Below are 22,688 nucleotides of genomic sequence, written 5' to 3' on the forward strand. Positions count from 1 at the left end.
TTCCGTGGCATCCACGTTGCTCGCCTTCGATGACACAGATGCACCTGACGGGATGTGCACTACATACCTGGCTACCCTGGTCATCGAGGCACTAGCCGACTACGATTTGATGGGCCTTCCTCGGCTTGTACGGCTGAACCCAAACATCCCTTGGAAGACCAGGGGGAACGCCGCCATATGCCTTTCGTTCGGGCATGCTGCCGGCAAGGGCAGGGTGTGCGGCAACCTCGACGGCACCTCTCTGAAGTATTACGAGCGCGGAAGGCCGGCCGAGCCAGAAGATATCCTCCGCCGCGCATCTAAGGTGGTAGAGAGGGTCGCTAGATTCGAGTGCGAAAAGACAAACCCAGGGATTGTGTCATCCAATACCAGGCCTCCACCGTCACTCTACTGGAGAGCCGTCCGGGAGGTCGTGTCCCTCAAGGAAGTCGAATCCACACTCAGATCGTGCGGAGCTGTTTGGAAGAAGTACAAGTCCGGCCGCGGGGTGATCGGCGCCTCTGCGGCGATGTCGTGGCGGCCGAAAGACCGGACTTGGGAAGTCATTGCATACAGATTGCCAACCATGGTCGGGACCCCCAGGCAGATCGCTCCGAAGAGCGTCATCGCCATGGACAAGTCAACGCGAATGACTTTCAACAACTATGACTACGAGAACGGCCACATCGCAATAGCGCCAGGTTCCCCATGTCCCATCCTCTTCGGGATAAGGGGCGATTCGGCGGAGGAGCTGCTGAAGGCCAGGAGGATGATCAGGGGGGAACGGTCGGACAAATGGCTCCTGTTCCTGACCAATCAGGCGACGGAGGATCACATTGTCCGCAGGCGCGTCTCCGATCTCAGGCCGTGGGGATCGGCTCGAATCCACGTCCGCGTGGCCGCAGTCCCAGTGACTATCCCGGGAGGCCACGTGATCGTGAGGGTTTCGGACGGCGACGAGATGGACGCCGCGTTCTACGAACCCTCCAAGGGATTCAGAGAGGTGGCTCGCGAGCTTATTCCAGGTGACGATGTCGTCCTCTTCGGATCTGTGAGGAAGGAACCCAGGAGTCTGAATGTGGAGAAGATGATCGTGAACCGACTGGTCCAAGACGTCAGGAAGGTGCACAACCCCGTTTGCAAGAAGTGCAAGAAGAGCATGGGATCCATGGGTTCAGGCCAAGGCTACCGGTGCAAGAGGTGTGGCGAGAAAGCTAGTGAGTCCGCTGCGAAGTTCCAGAAGTTCGATCGGAAGATCGGGAAAGGATGGTTCGAGCCCCCTGTCGCCTCGCGTCGCCACCTTCACAAACCACTACGGCGAATGTCGAGGGTGAACATAGACAATCTATAAATACGCTCAGGCAAATCATCAGCCCAGGCATCGGCAGCACCATGGTTATCGGGTGCTGGGCGTGTGATGGATGATGAAGGAAGCAGTCATTGTAAGCGCTACCCGAACGCCCGTCGGCAAGTTCGGCGGCGCCCTCAAGGACCTGAGCGCCCCGAAGATCGGTGCGATAGCCGTCAGAGAAGCCGTGCGAAGGGCTAGGATCGAACCAAAGGACATCGAAGAATGCATCATGGGAAACGTCATCACTGCCGGGCTCGGACAGAATCCCGCGCGACAGGCGGCCCTTTGGGGTGGCCTGACGGATGAGGTTGCGGCGCTGACGATCAACAAGGTCTGCGGCTCCGGTCTGAAGGCAGTCATGCTCGCCGCGGACGCGATACTCGCGGGCAAGGAAAAGGCAATCGTCGCGGGCGGCATGGAGAACATGACCAATGCTCCGTATCTTCTAGAGAAAGCCCGGTTCGGCTACAAGTTGTTCGACTCGTCGCTCGTGGATTCGATGGTGAGGGACGGCCTCTGGGAGGTCTACAACAACTATCACATGGGCAACACGGGCGAGATCGTCGCCCAGAGAAACGGCGTCACAAGGGCCGATGCCGATAAGTTCGCCCTGTGGAGCCACCAGAAGTCCGTTGCGGCGATCAAATCGGGGGCGTTCAAGGAAGAGATTGTTCATGTCGAGCTTCCTTTGAAGAAGGAGGTCTCGATCTTCTCAGTCGACGAGGGTCCAAGAGAGGACACATCTCTTGAGGCCCTTGCCAAGCTGAAGCCCGTCTTCAAGAACGATGGTGTTCTCACTGCCGGGAACTCGTCGAGCATCAATGATGGCGCATCAGCGGTTGTCGTCATGGACTCCGAGCTCGCGAAGGAGAGAGGGATCAAACCTCTCGTAAAGATCGTGGACTACGTCACCTCAGGCGTAAAGCCAGAGCTCCTGATGGAGGCGCCCATACACGCAGTCAGGAAGCTACTGGAGAGGAACGGGCTCGAGGTCAAGGACATCGACCTCTGGGAGCACAACGAGGCGTTCTCTACCGCATCAGTTGCGATCATGAAGGTCCTCGGGATCCCCGAGGACAAGTTCAACGTCAACGGCGGCGCTGTCGCCCTCGGTCATCCGATAGGGTGCAGCGGCGCGCGAGTTCTCACCACCCTCATCTACGCCATGCGCGCGCACGGCTCAAGGCGCGGCATAGCCACGCTCTGCCTCGGCGGCGGGAACGCAGTAGCGATGCTTGTGGAGCGGTAGTCTATCAGGGTCCACTCAAAACCAACATATGGGGGAACGGTCTACCCCCGCCCATATCATCCGCGGAATGATGCAATGGACGCAAAGGAATTGATGGATGCCGTCGCAGAGGACAAGGGCAAGATCGTCGAGAGCCTCTGCTCTATGATTAGGCATGTTGCAGTTGGACCTGAGAACGGCGGCCCAGGTGAGGCAGAGAGAGGCAAATTCCTTGTGAACCTGGCGAGGGGCCTTGGCCTGAAAGACATCGAGGTTCTCGAATCGAGCGACCCGAGCGTCCTGAAGGGCAAGAGGCTGAACATCATCGTGCGGGTGAAAGGAGCCACCTCCAAGAACATGTGGGTAGTGACCCACATGGACACCGTTCCAGAGGGGGATTTGAGTGCCTGGAAATATCCTCCGTACGAACCGAAGATCGTCAAGGGCAGGATCTACGGGAGAGGCTCCGAGGACAACGGACAGGAACTGATGGCTTCCCTGTTCGGACTCGCCACCCTCGTTAAGAAGGGCGTGACTCCCGAGTGCAACATAGGCTTGGTCTTCGTATCTGACGAGGAGCATGGGAACGTACATGGGATCGATTTCCTCATCCCCAAGAGAGTTTTCAAGAAGGGTGACCTGGTCGTCGTGCCCGACCATGGTGAGCCGGATGGAGACGCGATATCCATCGTTGAGAAGGGCATAGCATGGCTGAATGTCGAAGTCATCGGCAAGCAGACGCACAGCAGCACCCCAGACGAAGGCATAAACGCCTTCGAGGTCGCCGCCCGATATATGATCGCAGCGGTCGATTCTCTTCGGAAGAGATTCCCTATCAAGAATCCGCTGTTCGAGCCGCCGGTGAGCACGTTCGTTCCGACGAAGTGCGAAGCCAATGGCCTGAACATCAACACTGTCCCCGGGAAGCTGGTGTTTGCATTCGATTTCAGAGTGCTGCCTGAATACAGTCTGGATGATGTCTCGTCGGAGCTTCGGCACATCGCAAAGAAGTTCGAGAAATCGACAGGAGCGAAGATCAACATATCCTTCCTTCAGAGGGCGGATGCCGCTCCGAGGACGGCCACCGATGCCGAGATCGTCAAGAGGCTCTCAAAGGCCGTAGAGAGGGTCAGAGGCATCAAGCCGCACCCGATTGGAGTGGGTGGAGGCACATGTGCAGCACCGTTCAGGCGAGCCGGGATCGATGCGGTTGTTTGGTCGACCATACCCGGAACTGCGCACGACGCGAACGAATACGCCAAGATCGAAGACCTCGTAGCCGACACGAAGGTGTATGCACTTCTGTTCGCAGGCAAGAACGTGAAGAACGTTTAGAGGTCCTGGGCGGCCATCGACTGCTTGTCGCCGAAGATTCGTTCCACCATCCAGTCGGGGTCGAACTTCCTGAATTCATCGTACTCCTGACCGATGCTCACATATGCTATTGGCTTCCCGATGGTCTTCGCAATCGACAATGCCGCACCGCCCTTGGCATCCGCGTCTATCTTCGTGAGAATGACAGCGTCTATGCCAACTGCGGCGTCGAACCTCTTCGCTTGTTCGACGGCGTCGGACCCGGCAAGAGCGTCTCCCACAAAGAATACGAGGTCCGGTTTCGCGACCCTCCGGATCTTCTTCATCTCGTCCATCAGGTTCGTGTTTGTTTGCATGCGCCCCGCCGTGTCGATGAGCACGATGTCCTTCCTCCTAGCCTTGGCATGCTCTATGGCGTCGTAGGCGACCGCTGCGGGGTCGCTCCCCTCCTGGTGTTTGATGATCTTGCACCCGAGCTTCTCTGAGTGCAATGTCAGCTGTTCGATAGCTCCAGCTCTGAATGTGTCTCCTGCAGCGAGGACGCAGCTCAGGCCATGTTTCTGCATCCTGTATGCCAACTTGGCGATCGCCGTCGTCTTTCCTCCGCCGTTGATGCCCACGAACATGATCACGAACGGCGGCGGTTTCGACTTGATCTTGTCGGTAAGAGCCAAAGTCTGGCCAGCGAGCACTCCCTTCACCGCGGCCTTCAGTGCTAGTTTGACGGCATCCTCGATGTCGAAGGCCTTGTCTATACTCTTTCCAAGCAGGTATTCCTTGACGCTCTTGGTGAGCTCCTCGGCGACTGGAAGGGCAACATCTGCTTCCAGAAGTCCGATTTCCAGGTCATGCAAGAGGCCGTCCAGAACTCCCTCCCTCAACCTTCGCCCTGACTCGTCAACAACTTCTGAGATGTAATCGATCGATTTGGTTTTGGCCTCGTGAGAAACGGAGAAGAACTTCTCTCTGAGACCTTTGAACATGATCGCCCTCAAGCCTTTCCAGCTGACTGAAGAAGCTCCATCTGGTCTTGGACCCTTTGTGTGAGCTCCTGGACCAATGCCTCCGTCTCGGCGGCCTTGTCTGAGATGGACTTGAACGCGCGGGACAAATCATCGATCTTCGAGTCAAGTATCTTCTCTGCCTCGTCGGGCTCCCTCTTGATCGACACACCAGAGCCGGCGCCCACGATGGCGTCCCTGTTGTCCGATATCTTCGCATGAATGTAAGAGTCAGCCCCCAACGGAACAAGGATATCATCTCCGGGGTTCCCCTGAGCCATCTGCTTGATGGTCTCTCGTGCCCGGACGTGCTCCTCTACTGCCAGCTGTATCAACTCTTGCTGTTTTGCCAGTCCTTCAAGCTGGGCCTTAGCGGTCTCCATCATGACGTAATTGTCTCTGAGTTCCTGCTCTGTTGGCATCTGCTTCGGATTCACTTCTTCGCCTCCAGCAGATGTTTCACCGCGTGGTCGGAGACCTCTGCTGCCTTGAGTGATTTCACGCCGGAGATCTTGATGAACTTGCGCTTCATCTTGTGCCTGCTCCCTATCAGCGCCATAGTCTTCTCGATAGCGGCCTTCTCATCCACAGCTGCAACCTCGAGCGTGAACGGTTGCCACTTGCGGCGCGACATCACGAATTCGCCGCTGACTTCGAAAGCTTTCATTTGGACCAGCCCGCCCTAGAGATAGCACTTCAGATAAAGCTTTTGCCGGGACACCGGCCTGCTGACCCGGTGATGCGCAACCTTCATAACCGATGGCCACAATGAGAACTGTTTGTGCATAGGACCATCGACTGTTTCTATCCAGGAAGTAGCTTCCCGGCGATATCCGTCACCGGGCGGTCGTGTGCCCTCAACTGCAAACACTGCTCCAAAAAGTATCTCGAGGGGATGGTTTCGGCTACAACTCCCGGAGAGTTGATGGAGGTGGCCGAGGCGCTTGCCGAGCGCGGAGCGCAAGGTTTCCTGCTCAGTGGAGGATTCGACAGCTCGGGCAAGGTGAGAATGGTCGACTTCGCGGAGGCGATCGAAGAGATCAAGAGCACGACCGATCTCAGAGTGAATGCGCACATCGGGCTGACGCCGCTTGACGAGATCCAGCGGCTTGTCAGGTGCGGGATCGATTCCTTCTCCGTAGATGTATATGGCTCGGAGGAAACCATCCACGAAGTGCTTGGGCTCAACGCTTGTCCGGAGGACTACATAGGAGTCGTTGAGGCCCTCCAAAGGTCAGGAGCGAGTGTTGTCGCTCCGCACATATGTGTCGGCATCCATGGTGGTCGTCTCGGGGGCGAGAACGCGGCCATCGAGCGACTGAAGAAAGTCGAGCTAGATGTCCTCATATTGATATCGCTCATCCCCAACAAGGACACCGAGTATGACTCGGTTTCTCCTCCCAGCAAGGACATGGTCCTGTCCGTAATCAGGAAGGCTAGGGCCGACTTGCCCGACACGAAGCTGTTGCTCGGCTGCATGCGGTCCAAGCTTGACAGGTCCTCAGAGTTCGATTTCGTGGAGGCGGGTCTGAACGGGATCGTGTTGCCCGCTTCGAGTACCGTCGAAAGACTGAAGAGTGGGGGCTACACCATCAAGAAGCGGTCCGTTTGCTGCTCGCTCGTCTGATCTCATTTGTAAATCGAGCTTGCCCCATACTTGCGCTCGATGGGGATGAGATAGGTGACCCATGCGATGTTGGTCACGACGAAAGCGCTCATCAGCAGAGAGATGATTCCCGTGAATGTGCCCGAGAGCTCCTTCACGACATCCACCCTGATGCTCGTGTTCGGGTTTTCCATGTCGTTCAGAACTAGGTGGTACAAAACAAAGCCAGAATAGGGCACTTCGATCACCAGAACCTGGTTCTCTAGGACTTCGAAATTCTCTCTATTCAGCCGGTAGGAGGACATGAGGTTCATCGATTCTGGACTGTTCGGCTCCCAATAGTCTGAGAAGATCTTGTCTTCCAGGAGATAGACCTCGACCTGTTTCGCGGCAGTCACATCCACCTCGTTCGTCTTGACCAGATTCATGATATCGGATGAGTAGAAACTGGGAGGTTCCACGCCCGGGCTTACTACAATCCTCTGCTGGACCGAGCTCTCGACTGCATTCACTATGGAAGGGACCGCCAGAACCATGGCAGCGATCCCCGCCACTATTGCAATAAGGACCGCCCTCTTCATCGAGTTCTTGGCCATCAGGTGCCGCGCGCTGGAGCTCCTCGCGAACTTGATCTCCAGCATCCTGAAGAAGAAACTCTCAAGACAGATGATCAGCAGAAGAAGGACAAGGACCGCCAAGAACGAGTCGAGCGGCACATACAGATGTGGCTTCAGGGTCGCTCCACCGACCACGAATATTAGGAGAAACCCCAGGGCTATCAGCATCACTGCCTGAACGATGTAAAGGGTCAGTTTGATCCTCCTGATCCTGCTTAGCCTGATAGAATCTTCGAGGACCCTTCCTGATGCTGGCATCGATTGTTTAAATGACGAGGTCTTGATAAATAGTTTTGCTAGTGGTTCTCGATTGAAGCCAGCCGTCTGCACACTAGGTAGACAGCTGCGAATTCGGGCACTGCGCTCTTTCCGGCGTCCAAAGAGAACGTCTGGTCTCTGAGGCGGAGCTCAGCTGGCTTCTCGAGGATCACATGGACATCCCTATCGCCGAATGCTTCGGGGACCGCATCTCTGAAGGGGTCGAACTTGTCAAGCTCCTCCCTTTCAAGAGGTACGACCTTGAACCCCGTCTTTCCGTGGAGCGAGCTCGGCAATCTTATCAGTCTCTTGATGTCGGATGTCACTGGCTCGTCGGTCTCTCCCTTCATCTTCATCTTGACCTTCATCTCTACGATATCGATGAACGCGTCCGCATGCCTCTTCTCAGAAAATATCTCGAATGTGTTGTCAGAACGCATCCTGTCAACCCCTCGCTTCCCCTTAGGACCGGTGAACAGGTCCTTGTAGAGTCCATCAATCGTCTTCTTGCCTATGTCCCTCTTCGATTCCGAAACCATGGTCTGCAGTCTCAAAGTCGCATCTGCTCGAGGCACGCTTTCAAGATCCACCAAGAGCGCATCGATCCCCCTCCTTATCCGCGCCCTCCACCCGCCCTCATCGAGAGCCGGCATGGTCCGCTTGTGATCTGAGCCCACCCGGTCCTTGAATCTCCCGAGCTCGAACACGGTCGCCGGAAATACCCAGTCCATGTCCAAGTCGGTCCCTGTGACGTAGTCCACGATTTCCCTCCTCTCGTGGCTCGAGAGCTTGATCACCCTCGGGCTGTTGATGTGGACATGATAGCCCCTACCACCGGAGAAGACAATCCTTAGCTCGTCGTGGTCGAATCCGAGATCGCCCAGAAGGAACTCGTCGATTAGCCGAATGACTTCCTGCTTCACCCTCTTCAGCATCTCTTCATAGGGAAGGTTCTGGGCGCCCTCGACGTGGTCCGCATCGAGGTCGAAGATGAGGTCTGCGCCTTGCCACTTTTTCTCCACCATGGTCGGCGCGTTCGGTTTCTCATAGTATGCACACGAGTAGTAGACGTGTGAGGGCGCCTGCTCTACTAGGTATTTCTTGAGCGCAGCCCTTGTCGGGAAACCCAGGTGCCTCATGACGAACTGCCTGTCGAAGAACATGAATCCGAATTCCCTTTTCGAGAAACGCTCCGGCATGAAAAGCGCGGTCTCCCTGTAGTACTTGGAGAACCTATCCATTACGAATCGCACTGACTCGTCCGAAGGCATCCTGCCGAGTCATGTGACTGACCTGTATATTAAGCTCACATCTGCCCGACCACTACACGTATCCGATAGCATCAGAAACAATAAAAAGGCCCCAGCTCCATCAGCGTTGCCAGCGTGGGTATCTGATGATCAAGACATACATTCGCGTCGAGCTGAGCAGCGAGGGAGAATCGCCCAAGCAGATCATCGAACGGATGAGAAGGATGGGTGCTGTCCCCATCGTAGGCGATTACGATTTCGAGATGGATCTGGAAGATGATGAGAGGCTGTTCGACAAGCTCGAGGAGATACATCTCGCGCTCAAAGGCTCGAACGTTAGATACACACTCACAACCCGCACCGATGCCGAAGCGGCCTCCGTGGCCAGGAGCAGGCACGAGATCATACACTACGTGGACCAGAAGCCGATCGAGCTGAAGAAATCGTTGTACAAGGCCAAGCTGGAACGATGGCGTGACATGGGCCTCGATGTCTCCGAGCTCGAGGAGCTCCTAGAGAAGGATCTCGCTCATTTCAAGGCTGCGAGCAAGGAATTCTTGAGGACACATCTGAACCACCTGTCAGTGGTGAAGGACAAGCGTGTCCCGGACAACCAGATCGACGGTGAGATTCTCGCTCTCCTTGATGAGAATGGGAAGACCCTGAGGCAGATCATGTCCGTGACGGGCTATTCGGAGGATACGGTCACCCTCTCGCTCGGGCGGCTCATTTCGTCCGAGAGCGCACGGCGTGTTCAGCGGGATTCCGTGGAAATCTACTGTCTGATACCTCCGCCTGCACCGCCCGTGAGGAAGGCTCTGCAAGTGGTGCCCGCGATGGACCAGGACGAAGCCGAGGAGAGGGTCTATGCCTCCATCAATTCGGACGGCATCTCTTTAAAGGACCTCGTCAGGATCGCGAAATTGCCCAGGGAACAGCTCGCGAAAGCCATCGACGCCCTGATCAAGAAGGAGAAGATACGGAAAGAGCTCAGGGCCAAGAAGGAGTATTATTCTCAGACATGAACCGCCGCCTCGACGAGTATGCTGGCCATCGTTCCAAAGGTTTAATAGAGAACTGCCCGATTGAGCGGCGTTCACAGGGTGACTGATGCGCGCGTTCGATCTGCAGGATGTACGGTTCAAGCACAGGGGTTCGGATCATTGGGCCCTTGACGGTGTATCTCTCCAAGTGGAGAAAGGTGAGTTCGTCACGCTCCTTGGCTCGAACGGTTCCGGCAAATCCACCATCTGCATGTTATCAAACGGGCTCATACCGCACGCTCTCCCGGGCGACCTGCAGGGCAAGGCCGAGATCTTCGGATTCGATGTGAAGGAGCATTCGGTCGCTGAATTCTCGACGAAGGTCGGGATAGTCTTCCAGGAACCAGAGAGCCAGCTGTTCTGCATGAGCGTCGAGGAAGAGGTTGCATTCGGACCAGAGAATCTTGCCGTGCCTCGGGAGGAGCTCAGGGAGCGGGTCGAATGGGCCCTGGAGCTCGTGGGCATGAAAGGTTACAACGATCGTTCACCTTTCAGCCTCTCCGGCGGCCAGAAGCAGCGCGTGGCTATCGCCGCAGCCCTCTCGATGCGTCCGGACATGCTCGTGCTCGACGAACCCGCGTACGCATTGGATCCGGTTGGCAGGGTGGAGCTCTACCAAGTTCTCATGCAGCTCAAGGAGCAGCATGGCATGACCGTGCTCCTGGCCGAGTGCGACTCAGAAGAGGCAGCCAAGTACTCTGACAAGGCCGCTTTGATGAAGGATGGTCGAGTTATCTCATATGGGGCACCACGTGAGGTGCTCAAGGACCCTGAGAGGTTGCGCTCCCTCGGCGTAGTGCCTCCACAAGTGTCCGAGGTCTCTGCCCTCCTCAAAGAACGCCTTAAAGGCTCGGATTTCTCATTCATCAGTGTTGACGAGGCCGAACGCTCGATCAAAGAGAAGTTCACGAATCGCAAGCGAGGGAGAGGACCATGATCCCGAGAGCTCCCGCGTCGGCGGACCGGGACAAGATCATTTCAGTTCACGGGTTGAAGTTCGTCTACGACGGGGGCGTGCAGGCACTCGCAGGGATCAATCTAGATGTCAGAAGGGGCGACTACCTGGCCATCGTCGGAGGCAACGGCTCTGGGAAGACGACCCTCGCGAAGAACCTGATCGGGCTCCTCAGGCCTACTAGTGGGAGCGTAACCATCAATGGCATTTCAACGTCCGGGCTGACGGTGGCCGAGCTCGCGAAGGTCATCGGATTCGCCTTCCAAAACCCGGATCATCAGTTGTTCTGCTCTTCCGTGGTTGAGGAGGTCAGGTTCGGCCCGCTCAATCTCGGATTCCCTGAAGCGGAGGTGGCGAAAAAGACCGCGCTTTCGATCGAGGCGATGGGCCTATCGGCGGTCAAGGACCAGCCACCGTTCTCACTGACTCTGGGCGAGAGGCGGCGAGTATCCATCGCATCCATAATGGCCATGGATCCTCAGGTGTTCATTCTGGATGAGCCGACAACCGGTCTTGACGCCCGCGAAACTGACGATTTTATGGACTGCATAGATCGGCTAAACCGCGACGGCCACACGGTGGTGCTGATCACCCATGACATGAAACTGGTAGCGAAGCACGCCAAGAGGGTCGTCGTGATGTCAGAGGGGAGGATAGTCCTGGACTCCGACCCAGGAGGGGTCTTCACCGACCTGGAGCTGCTGCTGCGTAGCAAGCTCGTACCCCCTCCCGTGGCTCAGCTGGCCCACAGACTCTCCTCCTTGGGAGTGCCTAGGGAGGTGCTCTCTCCAGAGGAGCTCGTGTTCCATCTCATGTCCAGGCGAGGTGCTGGCAAATGACGGGCTTCATCGACCTCTACACCGAGGTTGGCACGTTCCTGCACAGGATGGACCCGAGGGTGAAGATTGTCGCCGTGGCTACGCTCAGCCTTCTAGCTCTCATCATGAGCCATCTCGCCTACCTTCTGATCTTGGCGGCTGTCATGGTAGTCCTGATCCTCTTCGGGAGGGCAAGCTTCAAGAAGACGATGCTCGCCTTCAGTTATGTCTTCAGGGTGATGGCGCTCATAGTCGTCCTGTGGCCGTTATTCAACCCCGGCGGGACTCCCGTGCTCTTCGAGCTCGGGCCGATAACGATAACTGAGCCGGGCATCTTGGCCGGCATCGCCACAGCAGTCAGGATCTTCTGTCTCGCCGCAGCATGGTACCTTCTGATGTTCACGACCTCCCAGCGGGATCTCGTTCGCGGCCTCGTGAAAATGGGCCTGAGATTCGATTTCGGCCTTTCACTCGCGATGGCTCTCAGGTTCCTGCCTACATTCAGTGCAATAGTGGCGTCGATCAAAGATGCCCAGCGTGCAAGAGGACTGGAGCTGGACAAGGGCAATTTCAGAAAAAGGGCTAGGGACTATGTGGCGGTCCTGGTTCCCACCGTCATCACCGCATTGAAGATGGCTGACACGCTCTCCCTCGCCCTGCAATCAAGGGCGTACGGTGCGAGAACAGACAGAACCTACATGCGCGAACTGAAGATGCGCGCAGCCGACTATGTCGCCTTGTTCATTGCAGTCGCCGTGTTTGCATTACCCGTCACCGCCAAGTACATCTTCTCAATTCCTCTGTGATGTACATGATTCAGCTATCGAACCCTGGAGAATATAAGTAGGAGTTAGTAGTCTTGGCAAGCGTTAGCATGGAATCTCAGACTCCCCCGAAGACCGTGGGGGCCACACCTGCGAAGTTCGTTTCGCCCAGAACAGTGGCCTTGTACGCTGTCCTCACCGCGCTGACCACCGCAGTCACGATGACTCTTGTTATTCCTCTCCCCACCAGAGGTTATTTCAACATTGGAGATGCGATGGTCTTCTTCAGCGCCTTCACCTTTGGCTGGCGCGCAGGTATGATCTGTGGCGGCATTGGATCGGCGGCGGCGGACCTTCTGCTCGGATTCGGATACTTCGCTCCAATAACACTGGTTGCAAAAGGTTCCGAGGGGCTGGTCGCGGGTCTTCTCGGACCGGCCTACAGGGGAACGACACGGATGAAGATTCTTGGTATTTGGGCCGGCGGCTCATGCATGGTCACGACATACTTCGTCGGCGAATGGGTCTTGTATGGCTTCGGCAACGCAGCCCTAGAGCTGCCATTGAACATCGGCCAGGTGCTCTTTGGAGGCCTGATTGGTCTTGCGCTCTCCCAAGCCATATCTCAGTACAGGAATCAGCGTCCCAAGACACCCTGAGCCTGGGCAAGAGCTCTCTACTTTTTGAGCTTCGACAGCTCCTTCTCGCCTATCTTATCCCTGGGCAGAATCCTCTTGACTGAGCCCATCATCTGCATGCCGAAGTTCATCAGGAAGGCCGGCATCGAGATGCCCCATCTGGTGCCGGTCTCGACCATCTTGCCGGGGTTCATGATGCCATGCGGGTCGAGCGTCTCTTTGAGCGATCTTATCAGCTTCGCGCCCTCCTTCCCCCGGACCTTGGCCAAGTTGCCCGCGAAGAATATCCCGAGCCCAACCGGCCTCCCGCCGTTGTCGAACGCGAGATCGCCCAGTCTCTTGGCGAAACCCATTGCCGCGGTTGAGGCCACAAGTTTGCGCTCATCCGTCAGGTAATATGGCATGAGCATGACAGTGTTGTTGTCCGCGACAGTGCCTATCAGAGGCGCGTTCATCTTGAGCTGTTTGATGATCTTCGCCGTGCCCTCGAGGACGACGTTCATCCTGTCGATCGGGACAAGAATCTCGCCTGGGATTGCTCCCACTCCAAGCTCTCTAACTCTGAACTCGTAGTTCCTCTCGGACCACTCGTGTTCGGCGGTCTCCTTCGGTTCCTTCTTGGCACCTGCGGCGGTGAATATGTCGTCGATGGTCTTCTCCTCGTAGTCGACCTGGGCCTTGGTGCCAGTGAGCGCCATGGTCACCATACACCCGACCTCGGGTGCGTGCTTGCCAATTGCTCTCAGGTAATCGAAGTGCAGCCTGTCGCCGAACATAATGTGCATCGGGGCAACGCCGGACCTCACCAGCTTCTTGAGGGCCGGCTGGAATTTCATGATGTCATCGAACGAATAGCTGACGGGCCTGAGCTCCTCAGGCTTGGGAAGGATGGAGAACGTGACCTCAGTCACGATGCCCATCGTGCCCTCCGAACCGACGAACAGCCAGTTCAGGTTCGGACCGGCACCGTTCTGTGGGACCAGCTTGTCGCCAGTGTGTACTATCTCGGTGGTCGGCAGTACGATCTCCAGGTCTCTGATAATGTCGCCCGCGCTGCCGTACTTGAACGCCCCTATGCCTGTCCCGCCAGTGCCGATCCATCCGCCCAAGGTTGCAGACGGCGCGCTACTGGGGTAGCATGGCAGGAAAAGGCCCTTGGCGTCCAGCGCATCTGCCAGCGCCTTCCAAGTGATACCTGCTTGGACCGTCACGACGAGGTTCGTCTCATCGATAGAGATGATTTTGTTCATTCCGGTCATATCGATCGTGATGCCGCCCTTGACCGGGACGGAACCGCCAAGGCCCCAGGAACCCGCCCCCCTCGGGACTATTGGTTTGTTGGTCGAGATGGCTTTCCTAACGATCTGGACGACATCCTGCGTGTACGCCGGTCTTACGACCTGGTCGGGCATGGTCTTGAAAATGAGATCCATTTCTTTCGGAAGCGGTGCGAGATCGTGGCTGTAGAGCCTTCTTTCCATCTTGTCATCCGTGGTCTCCATCGTTAACACCTACTGGCATGCGATGAGTGGGAGGTCTGCCGGTCCTCCCCTGGGCAAGGTAAGCCCTCATTGCCAATAACCTTTATGATGTGTAACACCTGGTCTGTTCACAGAGGGCAACTAGATGCATCACAACCAAACGGCATCCCGGCGAAATCCTTTTATCTCGCTTGGTAGTGAGTGGAAGTCCACGCACGACGCGTATAGCGTCGGGAGAGGGGAGACAGAATGCATTCGACACTTAGAATGATGGCGCTGTTCATGGCCCTGACAGCGATATTCGTCGCCATCGGTTACGTGCTAGGGGCCGTGTTCTTCGGGGATTGGATATTGGGGTCTCTCATGTTCCTGGTGTTTGCTGGTCTGATCAACTTCATCAGCTACTTCTTCAGCGACAAGATCGTCCTGTGGTCGTATAGGGCAAAGCCAGCCTCTAAGGCCGAGCAACCCAGGCTATATAGCATCGTGAACAAGGTGTGCCTCAAGGCCGATCTACCAATGCCGAGGATTGCGATTATACCGACCCAGACGCCAAACGCCTTCGCGACCGGGAGGAACAAGAACAACGCGGTCATAGCAGCCACTGAGGGCCTCATGTCCCTTCTGACAGACGACGAGCTCGAGGGCGTGCTAGCTCACGAGATGGCTCACATCAAGGACCGGGACATACTGCTGATGTCCGTCGCAGCAACGATAGCGGGTGCGATATCCTTCGCCACAAGGATGGCCCTCTGGAGCTCACTGGGGAGCCGCAGGGGTAATGGGAACATTCTAATCCTTCTGCTTGTCGCGATAACCGCTCCACTCGCCGCTCTCTTGCTGAGATTGGCGATATCTAGGAGCAGGGAGTACAAGGCGGACAAGGAGGGCGCGCTCATGATCCAAAGGCCGTTGGCCCTGGCCAGAGCTCTTGAGAAGCTGGAGGAGGGCAACAGGCGGAGACCGATGACCAGGGGAAGCCCTTCGTCATCATCCTTGTTCATCGTGAATCCTTTCACGGGCGGGACCTTCGTTACCCTGTTCATGACCCACCCCCCGATCGCTAAGAGGGTCAAGAGGCTCGAGGACCTCGCGGACAAGACCGGGTTCATAGGATGATTGAAGGAACCTCCTTCGCTCTCCAATTCATTCTTGCAGGAACTTGACCATTAGCACGTCGTCGTGGTACTCCTTGCCCTCTTTGTTGGCTTTCGGGATACGGCCCACTTCGATGAATCCGATCCTCTTGTAGAGCGCCTGAGCCCTCTCGTTGTAGTCTAACGTCTTGAGGTGAAGCATCTCCAGGCCACGCATGCGCCTGCGCGCAAGCTCGATGATATTGATCATCAACGCCTCCCCGATCCCCTTGCCGCGCATCTCGCGGCTCAGGGCGATGCCGACGTCCGCTGCGTGCGAAGTCTTCCAGGGCAGACGGCTGACCGTGCAGTTGCCCACGATCCTCCCGTCGACCTCGACGAGGAGCATCACCCCTTTCCTCCTTCTGATGTCCGCCCGCCACGATTTGAGCCAGGCTCTTTCATCTTCAAGGCCCACACTCGTGTTCATGAGTAGTCCAGACCTCTTCTCCACGACTAAGGCGTTAATGAACCTCATCAGCTGGACTGCGTCCTTCGGCCTCGGCTCCCTGAAAAGAACCCGCGTGCCGTCCTTGGCCCTGAATTTGAAAGCGACCACGCCTCAGAAAGCTACTCCCCGAAGAAGAAGCTTGTGCACACAGGCGTCAGCCAATCTTTTCCCATTTCTCAAGCTTCATGACGCTAGACAGAGTGCCGCCCTTCTTGATCTCCTCTCTCAGCCTGTTCTCCTTCTCGAGGACATCCAAGGCCCTGTTCGCGACCTCGACTGCGTTCTCCTGAGGTACGACGACAACACCATTCTCATCGCCGATTATCCAGTCGCCGGTCCTCACAGTTACTCCACCGCAGAGGATCTCGTGTCCGATGCCGCCGTAGCCTTTCGGCTCCCCCGCATTGGATGCTATGTGTTTCGAGAAGCATGGGAAGCCCATGTCGATGATAGCTTCGATGTCTCTGACCGCCCCGTCGACTACTACACCGGCGACCTTCTTGGTCTTGCAGCTCCAGGAGGCGAGTTCTCCCCAAACAGCGATCTCGCCTCCGCCGGCGTCGACAACGATAACGTCACCGGGTTTGGCCCGGTCCACCGCTTCGACGGACTTGGCCCAATCACCGTTGATGGTGTGAACCGTCAATGCGCGTCCGACCATCTTGACACCGTGCTCGATCCTAGGATGGATCCTCTTCATCGCCCCTTTCTTGTGCTGGGCGTCTGCGACGTTGGGTGAAGACACCTTGGAGAACGCGACGAAGAGCTCGTCCTCGCGGTACTTCTTAAACAGGTCCGTGCTGACCTTCCTACCCGTGGAAATGGATCTCTTGACCTTCCGGGCTGCCCCGGCCACATCCTTCGCTTTGATTATGGCTCCGCCAACGATGATTATCGATGCTCCTGCCTTCACGATGCTGGGGGCAGTCTCGCTGTTTATGCCTCCAGCGACGGCAATCGGAAGCTTGGTGGCCTTGGCCAGCCCCTTCAGCTCGGAGAGCGGCGAGCCTCCAACCATCTGCTCATCGACGCCAACATGGACGCAGATGTAGTCCGCGCCCATGCGTTCAACCTCCTTGGCCCTAGTCTCCTTATCTCTTACATTGAACAGGTCGACCATGACCTTCGCACCATACTGGCGGGCGGTCAGGACGGCTTCCGTGATCGTAGGGTCGGATGACACGCCAAGAATCACGACGACATCTGCACCAGACTTCGCGGCTATCTCCACTTCTGCTCCCCCGACATCGATTGTCTTCATGTCGGCCACGATTGTGTGTGTCGGGAAGGCCTTCTTCAGTTGCCTGACGATTTCCATGCCCTCGCTCTTGATCAGAGGCGTTCCCGCCTCTATCCAGTCAACGCCTCCTTTGACGGCGGCAGTGGCTATCGGGATTGCACGTTCCCCATGCACGAGGTCGAGAGCGACCTGTAGGATTGGCTTCATCGGTTCGAACACCTCATTCCACCTGTAAAAACCTGTCGAAGGGACAGTACTGACCTGCGAGTGCCGGAACCACCCGAGGAATCATCGATGGAGAGGATGGCTCATTCTCTCTGCCGCAACCAGAAAGAAACAATAATAAGCGGTTCACGTCATTCTCAAGAATAGATGGTGCAGAAGCCGGGTGAAAGGGAAAGGTGCGCGACGGGCCTGGAAGGCCTCGACACCATACTATATGGCGGCATCCCCAGGGCCAACACGATCCTGTTGACAGGCAGCTGCGGCACAGGCAAGACCTCGCTGGCGCTCGAGTTCCTCATACACGGTGCGATCAAGGGCGAGAACTCACTTTTCATATCAGTCACGGAGAACTCGGAGAAGCTTCTCCAAAACATCATGCCGTACAAGTTCTTCGACAGGAACCTCATCAAATCCGGAAGGCTGGTATTCGTCGATCTCCCAATCATGTATGAGCGCCTGGGAATGACGAAGGCCGAGCTGAGCATGGAGGAGATCGACCTCCTCGCGACCGCGATCAGCGACTTGGCGGCAGAGCTCGGCACCAAGAGGCTCGTGATCGATTCGATAACATCCGTTTGTTACAAGCTCAAGACATCTGAGAAGATCAGGGACTTCATTCTGAAGCTCGGGAAGGCGCTCTCGGACCTGAACTGCACGTCGATCTTGGTGGGCGAGGTCCCCGCAGAATCGACGTCCTACTCCAGTTTCGGGGTCGAGGAGGCCATCGCGGACGGGATCATACTGATGGCGAACATGGAGCGGAGAGGCGATCTGCTCAGGACGCTTCAAGTGATCAAGATGCGGGGCACGATGCACTCGAGGGCCAAGTACGTCCTGGACCTTACTCCGATGGGAGTGCTCCTGGTGCCACTGCTTAAGGGAGGTAGCACTGGATGAGCCCGGAGATGATCAGCGCACAGCAGATCGCCAATGAGCTCTCGGAGACGCCTCCGGCCTCTGCCGTGTCGCTCCAGATGAGCGTCGATAACTACCTGGACGTGATCAGGGGCGTCATAGACTTGTTCGCCAACAAGAAGGACATGGATGTGATCTACGTCACAGCCACGATATCGTCCGACGCCATCAAGAGGGTGCTGGAAGCGCTGGACATAGACTCCTCCAGAGTGTACTTCGTGGACTGCATATCCCACATAATGATGGGCGTTCAATCTGCGCGGCAGGACGAACACACGACCCTCGTCGAGAGCCCGACCATGCTGGAGAACTTGATGCTTAAGGTCGAGTACCTGATCAGGAGGTCCCAGTCGAAGAACAAGCTCGTGGTCATCGACTCCATCAACTCTCTCGCGATCCACAACAACAACTGGATCCTGTCCGAGTTCCTTCACATACTCGTTTCGGGCCTAAGGTCGAGGGAGGCGTACACCATCATACTCTCCGTCGAGGAGCACTCGACCCCTGACATAAACAACATGGTCAACCTCGTGTGCGATCACGGCATACACGCGGGAAAGAAACATGAGGGTTGAGATGAACCTCACAACGATCGGCATTCCGGCACTGGACGAACACCTGGGTGGCGGCATTCAGAAGGGCTCCACTGTGCTCGTCATGGGCAGCCCGGGCTCCGGGACCGAGTTCTTCGCCAAGCAGTTCGCGTCGGCGGGGACCGAGACCGTCACTTACTTCACATCCACCGAGAGGGACGAGGACGTTCTGGGGGTCATGCGCGAATACGGATGGAGGACGGATCTGAGGATCATCAACGTGGGCACCAAGTACTATGAGGGAGTGCTCGCCAAGAAGCTGGAGATCAGCAGGTTCAGGCAGGAAGGGATCACCCTCGGCGACGTGAGACGCTTTAGGGAGCAGGATGCCGCCAAAGAGGAGAACTTCCTCACTTTCCTTGCGTACGAGGTCTCTAAGCTCACGCCACCGTTCAGGGTCGTGATCAACTCTCTCGACTTCTTTCTCGAGAACTACGACAGCTCCGAGGTGCTCATGGCCATGCGCACTGTGAAGGCACACACGCAGCACTCCGAGAGCGTCACCCTGATGACCATGTTGAAGGGAGTGCACGACTCGCGCATCCAGAGCAGCATCGAGGACCTCGCGGATGTCATAATCGAGCTGGACAGGGAGAAGGTCGGGCACGAGTTCAAGAAGTTCATCATCGTGCAGAAGGTCAGGAACAGGCCCGCAATGGTGGGCATAATCCCCACGACCTTCGACAAGACTGGGATCAAGCCCGGATGAGTGCGTCCTTCGACAGGTCGCACTTTCTGTGAATGTCGTCGTTTTCGTACTGACTCACGTGGAAAAGAAGACTACGTCTTCTTGTTACGAGGAATAATGCGACATAGCCAGATGTGTCGAATCGGCAATTATCGAATCCGATAACGACCGCGCCTGATAATCACCCGCAAAGCTATTTAAGCTCAGTTCGGTCGTATTAGTCTCCACGCAGGCCGAAAGGCTTGCAGGAGGACAAAACAATGAAGAAGATCTGGGCAATCCGCAAGGATGCCGAGGCAGTGTCCCCAGTCATCGCAACCATCCTAATGGTCGCGATCACTGTTGTTCTAGCGGCCGTGCTATATGTCATGGTCCTAGGATTTGGCGGGACGACTACTCAAACCCCAACGTCGAGCATAACGAAGTCGACCGTGACCAACGGTGTGAAGTATACCTTCGCCCCGATGAGCAAGGACACGCCATGGAGCGATGTGTCATTACTCATCCAGGACCAGTCGGGCAACACACAGAGCTGGGCGCCAGCGACCACGGACCTGAACGCCGGCACTACCGATGTCTGGAATGGCACGTCCAAGGCATTGGGATCGTTGACCGTGTTCTGCACGTTCACCGATCTTGCAGGTAACGGCTACGTGAACCAGGGTGATTTCGCCACCTTCCAGACAATTGGGACCGCGTACTCAGCATCAGTCACCTACACAGTGACCGTGATGCACGACCCATCGTCCGCTGAGATATGCCACGCCAGCTTCAACGGCTAGACGAGCGGGCATCTGAAGTGGATAGAAACCGATCAAACCTTTTCCCTTCCCTTTTCATTCTTCAACATGTAGCGGCGGCATTTCATCTCTCAGCGTTTCTTTTCGAACCTGCCGTCCAGCGAGTGAATCCCTGATGCAACCATTTTAATATTCACAAGCGTTTATGAACGGGTTGGGACGCTGCCCCGCGTTCCAGGAAGGTTCGATTCCATGAGCAAGAAGTGCTGGTTGAGAAAGTACGATGCTGAAGGCGTTTCGCCTGTGATCGCAACGATCTTGCTGGTGGGCATTACCGTGGTCTTGGCGGCTACTCTGTACGTCATGGTCTTCGGATTCGGGAACAACTCGACCAACTCTCCTCCCGTGGCGAGCTTCACGAAGTCATCAATTCCGGATGGCTTCAAGTTCGCATTCACACCTTTTTCTAGGGACACGGTCTGGGGCGACCTGTTCATTGTCCTCGTTGACGGGAGTGGAAACACCGTGACCTTCGACAACATGACCACACAGTCCCTGGCAACGGGTTCTTTGGTAACGGTCAGCTTTGGCAGCCGGGCTCTTGGCTCGCTCACGGTGTTCATGAACGTCACGGACCTCGCTGGTAACGGCTACGCCAACCAGGGAGACTCATATTCGCTTACTACCAGCGGAGGGAACTTCTCGAATGCGGTGACCTATGAGGTCTTCCTGATGCACGGTCCGACAGGGTCCCTGATCGACTCCATGCCCTTCCTGGGCGACTGAGCAGCTCGAGCAAGGCTTTTCAGCCCATCTAGCATATGCCTGAGCGTGAGCGCACCAGGGCCTGGTCTGGACATCATGAACGCCTCAGAGGCGGAGGCGTTCGTAATAGAGCTCCTCAGGCAGAGGGGCCCGCTCAGCACAATGGAAATCGAGAAGCTCGCGCGCAAGGAGCACAAGCGTTGTCCCGACCAGACGGTCATTTTCTTGACGAAGATGCGGAAGAAGGGCATGATCAAGGGCGAGGCCTCGATTGAGAAACGAGGCTGGGTCTGGTGGGTGCCCTAGTGAACAGCGAAGAGAACGTCCGGGTCTAATAGAGCATGACCGAGGTCTTGGCGATCTGGTCCGTCCACTTCTGCCTCGGGTCCTTCGTGTCAACAGCCATGCCGATGATCCAGTCCAGGAGCAGGAGTACCACGAAGATCTTGGATATGTTCCTGAGAATCGCCTTGGCGAAATCCACCTTCCCCGTCGTGGAAACTGTCTTCAGATGGAGCAGCATCTTGCCAACCGTTCCCCCTATCGTAGCGTCGAAGAGCGCGCAGTACAGGAAGAACAGGCCTCCTGCGAAGAACCAGGGGTAAAACAGAGGGGTCCCCAGCACCCGGAAAAGGATCGAAATTGGTGCATAGATGATCAGCGCGTCGATGATGATGGCCGCGAACCTGCGGGCCCAGTGTTCCTGGAGCGCCTTGTCCTGGCTCAGGTAGTCGAATCCTGTTACCATGCTAAATCAGCCTCCTTTCTCGGATGCCCCGCTCATGTATATTACTTTCCATCTGGAAAGCGTGGTGCCACTCGGATCGCCCGTCTTTCATCACATGTCAGCATGAAAGTTCTCGTCATCGTGGCGTGGGCATAATCGCATCCCCTGCCTTAAGAACCATCGGCCAGGTCCGCTCGGCCGAGGCCCATTACTTTATGCTGGCCTTGGCACTACTGGTCAAAGCGATGGCAGAGATAAGGCTCTTCGCTCTTATGGAGCGGGAGGACGACCCGAAGAAGTGCACCGCTGCAAAGCTGGTCAGGCTGGGAGATGTCCGGGAGGTCATCCATGCCGGGCGGATCCCAAGGGGTGCACTGGTCCTCGACCCCGAGGCGGAGAAGGCGCTTTCGCGGGAGGACCTCGCTTCGGCGAAGAAGCTGGGCATTCTAGTGCTCGACTGTTCATGGAACAAGCTCTCGAGGTTCCCCAAGGTGAGAAAGGGGCTGAGGCACAGAGGCCTTCCATTCCTCCTCGCTGCGAACCCGACCAACTTTGGCAAGGCGCAGAAGCTCTCAACCGCGGAAGCCCTTTCCGCATCGCTGTACATCCTGGGAGAGAAGGAGCAGGCCGAGCACCTCATGAGCAGGTTCAAGTGGGGAGAGACCTTCATCTCGATCAACAGGGACCGGCTCGAGGCATACGCGGCCGCGAACACGAGCGCGGAAGTCGTCGAGGCACAGACAAGAATACTGAAGGTAATCGAAAGGCACAAAGATGCACGAGCAGAGTAGCCTTATGTATCACATGGTCGATTCCCTCTCCCCTTTTGCCAAGAGTATCGGGAAGGGCAAGAGCATCGACCGTGATTCGAGGGGGGAACTGAACGCCTAAAGAATACACTCCTG

26 protein-coding genes are annotated in these 22,688 nt (G+C 56.6%); 17 read left to right on the forward strand and 9 right to left on the reverse strand.

Features of this window, described 5'->3' with window-relative positions:
• Positions 1 to 4 precede the first annotated feature (4 nt).
• From KJ653_08835 to KJ653_08845, 3 genes are all read left to right on the forward strand, one after another.
• Positions 5 to 1,330, forward strand: coding sequence for a tRNA(Ile)(2)-agmatinylcytidine synthase (locus KJ653_08835; protein ID MBU0685932.1), 1,326 nt, complete (start codon positions 5 to 7; stop codon positions 1,328 to 1,330).
• Positions 1,331 to 1,403: 73 nt separating this feature from the next.
• Positions 1,404 to 2,579, forward strand: a complete 1,176-nt coding sequence (locus KJ653_08840) for an acetyl-CoA C-acetyltransferase (GenBank protein ID MBU0685933.1) — start codon at positions 1,404 to 1,406, stop codon at positions 2,577 to 2,579.
• A 75-nt stretch (positions 2,580 to 2,654) separates the two neighbouring features.
• Positions 2,655 to 3,893: a M20 family metallo-hydrolase gene (locus tag KJ653_08845; protein ID MBU0685934.1), complete on the forward strand. Its 1,239-nt coding sequence runs from the start codon at positions 2,655 to 2,657 to the stop codon at positions 3,891 to 3,893.
• On the opposite strand, the gene ftsY is transcribed toward KJ653_08845, so the two are convergent.
• Genes ftsY through KJ653_08860 form a run of 3 tightly spaced genes read right to left on the reverse strand, consistent with a single transcriptional unit; the run spans position 3,890 to position 5,540 of the window.
• On the reverse strand, positions 3,890 to 4,855 hold the full coding sequence (gene ftsY / locus KJ653_08850; protein MBU0685935.1) for a signal recognition particle-docking protein FtsY: 966 nt from the start codon (positions 4,853 to 4,855) through the stop codon (positions 3,890 to 3,892). The two genes, KJ653_08845 and ftsY, sit on opposite strands and share 4 nt — an antisense overlap.
• 8 nt (positions 4,856 to 4,863) lie before the next feature.
• Positions 4,864 to 5,295, reverse strand: coding sequence for a prefoldin subunit alpha (gene pfdA / locus KJ653_08855; protein ID MBU0685936.1), 432 nt, complete (start codon positions 5,293 to 5,295; stop codon positions 4,864 to 4,866).
• An 11-nt stretch (positions 5,296 to 5,306) separates the two neighbouring features.
• The gene (locus KJ653_08860) at positions 5,307 to 5,540 is read right to left on the reverse strand and encodes a 50S ribosomal protein L18a (protein ID MBU0685937.1); all 234 of its coding nucleotides are present in this window, start codon (positions 5,538 to 5,540) and stop codon (positions 5,307 to 5,309) included.
• Positions 5,541 to 5,654: 114 nt separating this feature from the next.
• Here KJ653_08860 and KJ653_08865 point away from each other — a divergent pair, with 114 nt between their 5' ends.
• Positions 5,655 to 6,500 (forward strand): radical SAM protein, encoded by an 846-nt coding sequence (locus KJ653_08865; protein ID MBU0685938.1) that lies wholly within the window; start codon positions 5,655 to 5,657, stop codon positions 6,498 to 6,500.
• 2 nt (positions 6,501 to 6,502) lie between these two features.
• On the opposite strand, the gene KJ653_08870 is transcribed toward KJ653_08865, so the two are convergent.
• Together KJ653_08870 and priS are read right to left on the reverse strand one after the other, a co-directional pair.
• Complete coding sequence (locus KJ653_08870) at positions 6,503 to 7,354, reverse strand: hypothetical protein (protein MBU0685939.1); 852 nt, start codon at positions 7,352 to 7,354, stop codon at positions 6,503 to 6,505.
• Positions 7,355 to 7,392: 38 nt separating this feature from the next.
• The gene (priS, locus tag KJ653_08875) at positions 7,393 to 8,625 is read right to left on the reverse strand and encodes a DNA primase catalytic subunit PriS (GenBank protein MBU0685940.1); all 1,233 of its coding nucleotides are present in this window, start codon (positions 8,623 to 8,625) and stop codon (positions 7,393 to 7,395) included.
• A gap of 125 nt (positions 8,626 to 8,750) precedes the next feature.
• On the opposite strand from priS, the gene KJ653_08880 reads away from it, so the two are divergent.
• The 5 genes from KJ653_08880 to KJ653_08900 all read left to right on the forward strand — a co-directional run bounded on the left by KJ653_08880 (position 8,751) and on the right by KJ653_08900 (position 12,843).
• Positions 8,751 to 9,629: a hypothetical protein gene (locus KJ653_08880; GenBank protein ID MBU0685941.1), complete on the forward strand. Its 879-nt coding sequence runs from the start codon at positions 8,751 to 8,753 to the stop codon at positions 9,627 to 9,629.
• An 85-nt stretch (positions 9,630 to 9,714) separates the two neighbouring features.
• Entirely contained in the window at positions 9,715 to 10,584 is an 870-nt protein-coding gene (locus KJ653_08885) for an ATP-binding cassette domain-containing protein (protein ID MBU0685942.1), read from the forward strand.
• Positions 10,581 to 11,441, forward strand: a complete 861-nt coding sequence (locus KJ653_08890) for an energy-coupling factor ABC transporter ATP-binding protein (GenBank protein MBU0685943.1) — start codon at positions 10,581 to 10,583, stop codon at positions 11,439 to 11,441. The genes KJ653_08885 and KJ653_08890 overlap by 4 nt, the downstream gene beginning before the upstream one ends.
• Complete coding sequence (locus KJ653_08895) at positions 11,438 to 12,226, forward strand: energy-coupling factor transporter transmembrane protein EcfT (GenBank protein ID MBU0685944.1); 789 nt, start codon at positions 11,438 to 11,440, stop codon at positions 12,224 to 12,226. Before KJ653_08890 ends, KJ653_08895 begins: the two co-directional genes overlap by 4 nt.
• A 68-nt stretch (positions 12,227 to 12,294) precedes the next feature.
• A complete protein-coding gene (locus tag KJ653_08900; GenBank protein ID MBU0685945.1) occupies positions 12,295 to 12,843 on the forward strand; it encodes an ECF transporter S component in 549 nt (182 codons plus the stop codon).
• A gap of 17 nt (positions 12,844 to 12,860) precedes the next feature.
• Here the strand turns inward: KJ653_08900 and KJ653_08905 are convergent, their stop codons facing one another.
• Positions 12,861 to 14,324: an FAD-binding oxidoreductase gene (locus KJ653_08905; protein MBU0685946.1), complete on the reverse strand. Its 1,464-nt coding sequence runs from the start codon at positions 14,322 to 14,324 to the stop codon at positions 12,861 to 12,863.
• Positions 14,325 to 14,552: 228 nt separating this feature from the next.
• On the opposite strand from KJ653_08905, the gene KJ653_08910 reads away from it, so the two are divergent.
• Positions 14,553 to 15,422 carry a zinc metalloprotease HtpX gene (locus tag KJ653_08910; GenBank protein ID MBU0685947.1) on the forward strand — a complete coding sequence of 290 codons (870 nt, stop codon included), beginning with the start codon at positions 14,553 to 14,555 and terminating at the stop codon, positions 15,420 to 15,422.
• Between the two features lie 27 nt (positions 15,423 to 15,449).
• Here the strand turns inward: KJ653_08910 and KJ653_08915 are convergent, their stop codons facing one another.
• Both KJ653_08915 and KJ653_08920 read right to left on the reverse strand, forming a co-directional pair.
• On the reverse strand, positions 15,450 to 15,998 hold the full coding sequence (locus KJ653_08915; protein ID MBU0685948.1) for a GNAT family N-acetyltransferase: 549 nt from the start codon (positions 15,996 to 15,998) through the stop codon (positions 15,450 to 15,452).
• 46 nt (positions 15,999 to 16,044) lie between these two features.
• The gene (locus KJ653_08920) at positions 16,045 to 17,337 is read right to left on the reverse strand and encodes an orotidine 5'-phosphate decarboxylase (GenBank protein MBU0685949.1); all 1,293 of its coding nucleotides are present in this window, start codon (positions 17,335 to 17,337) and stop codon (positions 16,045 to 16,047) included.
• A gap of 165 nt (positions 17,338 to 17,502) precedes the next feature.
• Here KJ653_08920 and KJ653_08925 point away from each other — a divergent pair, with 165 nt between their 5' ends.
• From KJ653_08925 to KJ653_08950, 6 genes are all read left to right on the forward strand, one after another.
• A complete protein-coding gene (locus KJ653_08925; GenBank protein ID MBU0685950.1) occupies positions 17,503 to 18,252 on the forward strand; it encodes an AAA family ATPase in 750 nt (249 codons plus the stop codon).
• 8 nt (positions 18,253 to 18,260) lie between these two features.
• Positions 18,261 to 18,845, forward strand: coding sequence for a hypothetical protein (locus KJ653_08930; protein ID MBU0685951.1), 585 nt, complete (start codon positions 18,261 to 18,263; stop codon positions 18,843 to 18,845).
• Position 18,846: 1 nt separating this feature from the next.
• Positions 18,847 to 19,572 (forward strand): RAD55 family ATPase, encoded by a 726-nt coding sequence (locus KJ653_08935; protein MBU0685952.1) that lies wholly within the window; start codon positions 18,847 to 18,849, stop codon positions 19,570 to 19,572.
• Positions 19,573 to 19,811: 239 nt separating this feature from the next.
• The gene (locus KJ653_08940; GenBank protein ID MBU0685953.1) at positions 19,812 to 20,333 is read left to right on the forward strand and encodes a type IV pilin N-terminal domain-containing protein; all 522 of its coding nucleotides are present in this window, start codon (positions 19,812 to 19,814) and stop codon (positions 20,331 to 20,333) included.
• A gap of 210 nt (positions 20,334 to 20,543) precedes the next feature.
• Positions 20,544 to 21,077 carry a type IV pilin N-terminal domain-containing protein gene (locus tag KJ653_08945; protein ID MBU0685954.1) on the forward strand — a complete coding sequence of 178 codons (534 nt, stop codon included), beginning with the start codon at positions 20,544 to 20,546 and terminating at the stop codon, positions 21,075 to 21,077.
• A 45-nt stretch (positions 21,078 to 21,122) separates the two neighbouring features.
• Entirely contained in the window at positions 21,123 to 21,362 is a 240-nt protein-coding gene (locus tag KJ653_08950; protein MBU0685955.1) for a hypothetical protein, read from the forward strand.
• A 25-nt stretch (positions 21,363 to 21,387) separates the two neighbouring features.
• Here the strand turns inward: KJ653_08950 and KJ653_08955 are convergent, their stop codons facing one another.
• The gene (locus KJ653_08955) at positions 21,388 to 21,804 is read right to left on the reverse strand and encodes an RDD family protein (protein ID MBU0685956.1); all 417 of its coding nucleotides are present in this window, start codon (positions 21,802 to 21,804) and stop codon (positions 21,388 to 21,390) included.
• A gap of 224 nt (positions 21,805 to 22,028) precedes the next feature.
• Between KJ653_08955 and KJ653_08960 the strand changes: the two genes are divergently transcribed.
• Positions 22,029 to 22,574: a DUF367 family protein gene (locus KJ653_08960; GenBank protein ID MBU0685957.1), complete on the forward strand. Its 546-nt coding sequence runs from the start codon at positions 22,029 to 22,031 to the stop codon at positions 22,572 to 22,574.
• Positions 22,575 to 22,688: the final 114 nt, after the last annotated feature.

It is taken from the genome of Candidatus Thermoplasmatota archaeon, assembly GCA_018814355.1.
In the GTDB taxonomy this organism is placed as follows: domain Archaea; phylum Thermoplasmatota; class Thermoplasmata; order UBA10834; family UBA10834; genus COMBO-56-21.

Bases quoted from the DNA above. Each gene is read 5' to 3' on its own strand.
- KJ653_08840 (MBU0685933.1), top strand. From the start codon at position 1,404: ATGAAGGAAGCAGTCATTGTAAGCGCTACCCGAACGCCCGTCGGCAAG.
- KJ653_08845 (MBU0685934.1), top strand. From the start codon at position 2,655: ATGGACGCAAAGGAATTGATGGATGCCGTCGCAGAGGACAAGGGCAAG.
- ftsY (MBU0685935.1), bottom strand. From the start codon at position 4,855: ATGTTCAAAGGTCTCAGAGAGAAGTTCTTCTCCGTTTCTCACGAGGCC.
- pfdA (MBU0685936.1), bottom strand. From the start codon at position 5,295: ATGCCAACAGAGCAGGAACTCAGAGACAATTACGTCATGATGGAGACC.
- KJ653_08860 (MBU0685937.1), bottom strand. From the start codon at position 5,540: ATGAAAGCTTTCGAAGTCAGCGGCGAATTCGTGATGTCGCGCCGCAAG.
- KJ653_08870 (MBU0685939.1), bottom strand. From the start codon at position 7,354: ATGCCAGCATCAGGAAGGGTCCTCGAAGATTCTATCAGGCTAAGCAGG.
- priS (MBU0685940.1), bottom strand. From the start codon at position 8,625: ATGCCTTCGGACGAGTCAGTGCGATTCGTAATGGATAGGTTCTCCAAG.
- KJ653_08880 (MBU0685941.1), top strand. From the start codon at position 8,751: ATGATCAAGACATACATTCGCGTCGAGCTGAGCAGCGAGGGAGAATCG.
- KJ653_08885 (MBU0685942.1), top strand. From the start codon at position 9,715: ATGCGCGCGTTCGATCTGCAGGATGTACGGTTCAAGCACAGGGGTTCG.
- KJ653_08890 (MBU0685943.1), top strand. From the start codon at position 10,581: ATGATCCCGAGAGCTCCCGCGTCGGCGGACCGGGACAAGATCATTTCA.
- KJ653_08895 (MBU0685944.1), top strand. From the start codon at position 11,438: ATGACGGGCTTCATCGACCTCTACACCGAGGTTGGCACGTTCCTGCAC.
- KJ653_08900 (MBU0685945.1), top strand. From the start codon at position 12,295: ATGGAATCTCAGACTCCCCCGAAGACCGTGGGGGCCACACCTGCGAAG.
- KJ653_08905 (MBU0685946.1), bottom strand. From the start codon at position 14,324: ATGGAGACCACGGATGACAAGATGGAAAGAAGGCTCTACAGCCACGAT.
- KJ653_08910 (MBU0685947.1), top strand. From the start codon at position 14,553: ATGCATTCGACACTTAGAATGATGGCGCTGTTCATGGCCCTGACAGCG.
- KJ653_08920 (MBU0685949.1), bottom strand. From the start codon at position 17,337: ATGAAGCCAATCCTACAGGTCGCTCTCGACCTCGTGCATGGGGAACGT.
- KJ653_08925 (MBU0685950.1), top strand. From the start codon at position 17,503: ATGGTGCAGAAGCCGGGTGAAAGGGAAAGGTGCGCGACGGGCCTGGAA.
- KJ653_08930 (MBU0685951.1), top strand. From the start codon at position 18,261: ATGATCAGCGCACAGCAGATCGCCAATGAGCTCTCGGAGACGCCTCCG.
- KJ653_08935 (MBU0685952.1), top strand. From the start codon at position 18,847: ATGAACCTCACAACGATCGGCATTCCGGCACTGGACGAACACCTGGGT.
- KJ653_08940 (MBU0685953.1), top strand. From the start codon at position 19,812: ATGAAGAAGATCTGGGCAATCCGCAAGGATGCCGAGGCAGTGTCCCCA.
- KJ653_08945 (MBU0685954.1), top strand. From the start codon at position 20,544: ATGAGCAAGAAGTGCTGGTTGAGAAAGTACGATGCTGAAGGCGTTTCG.
- KJ653_08955 (MBU0685956.1), bottom strand. From the start codon at position 21,804: ATGGTAACAGGATTCGACTACCTGAGCCAGGACAAGGCGCTCCAGGAA.
- KJ653_08960 (MBU0685957.1), top strand. From the start codon at position 22,029: ATGGCAGAGATAAGGCTCTTCGCTCTTATGGAGCGGGAGGACGACCCG.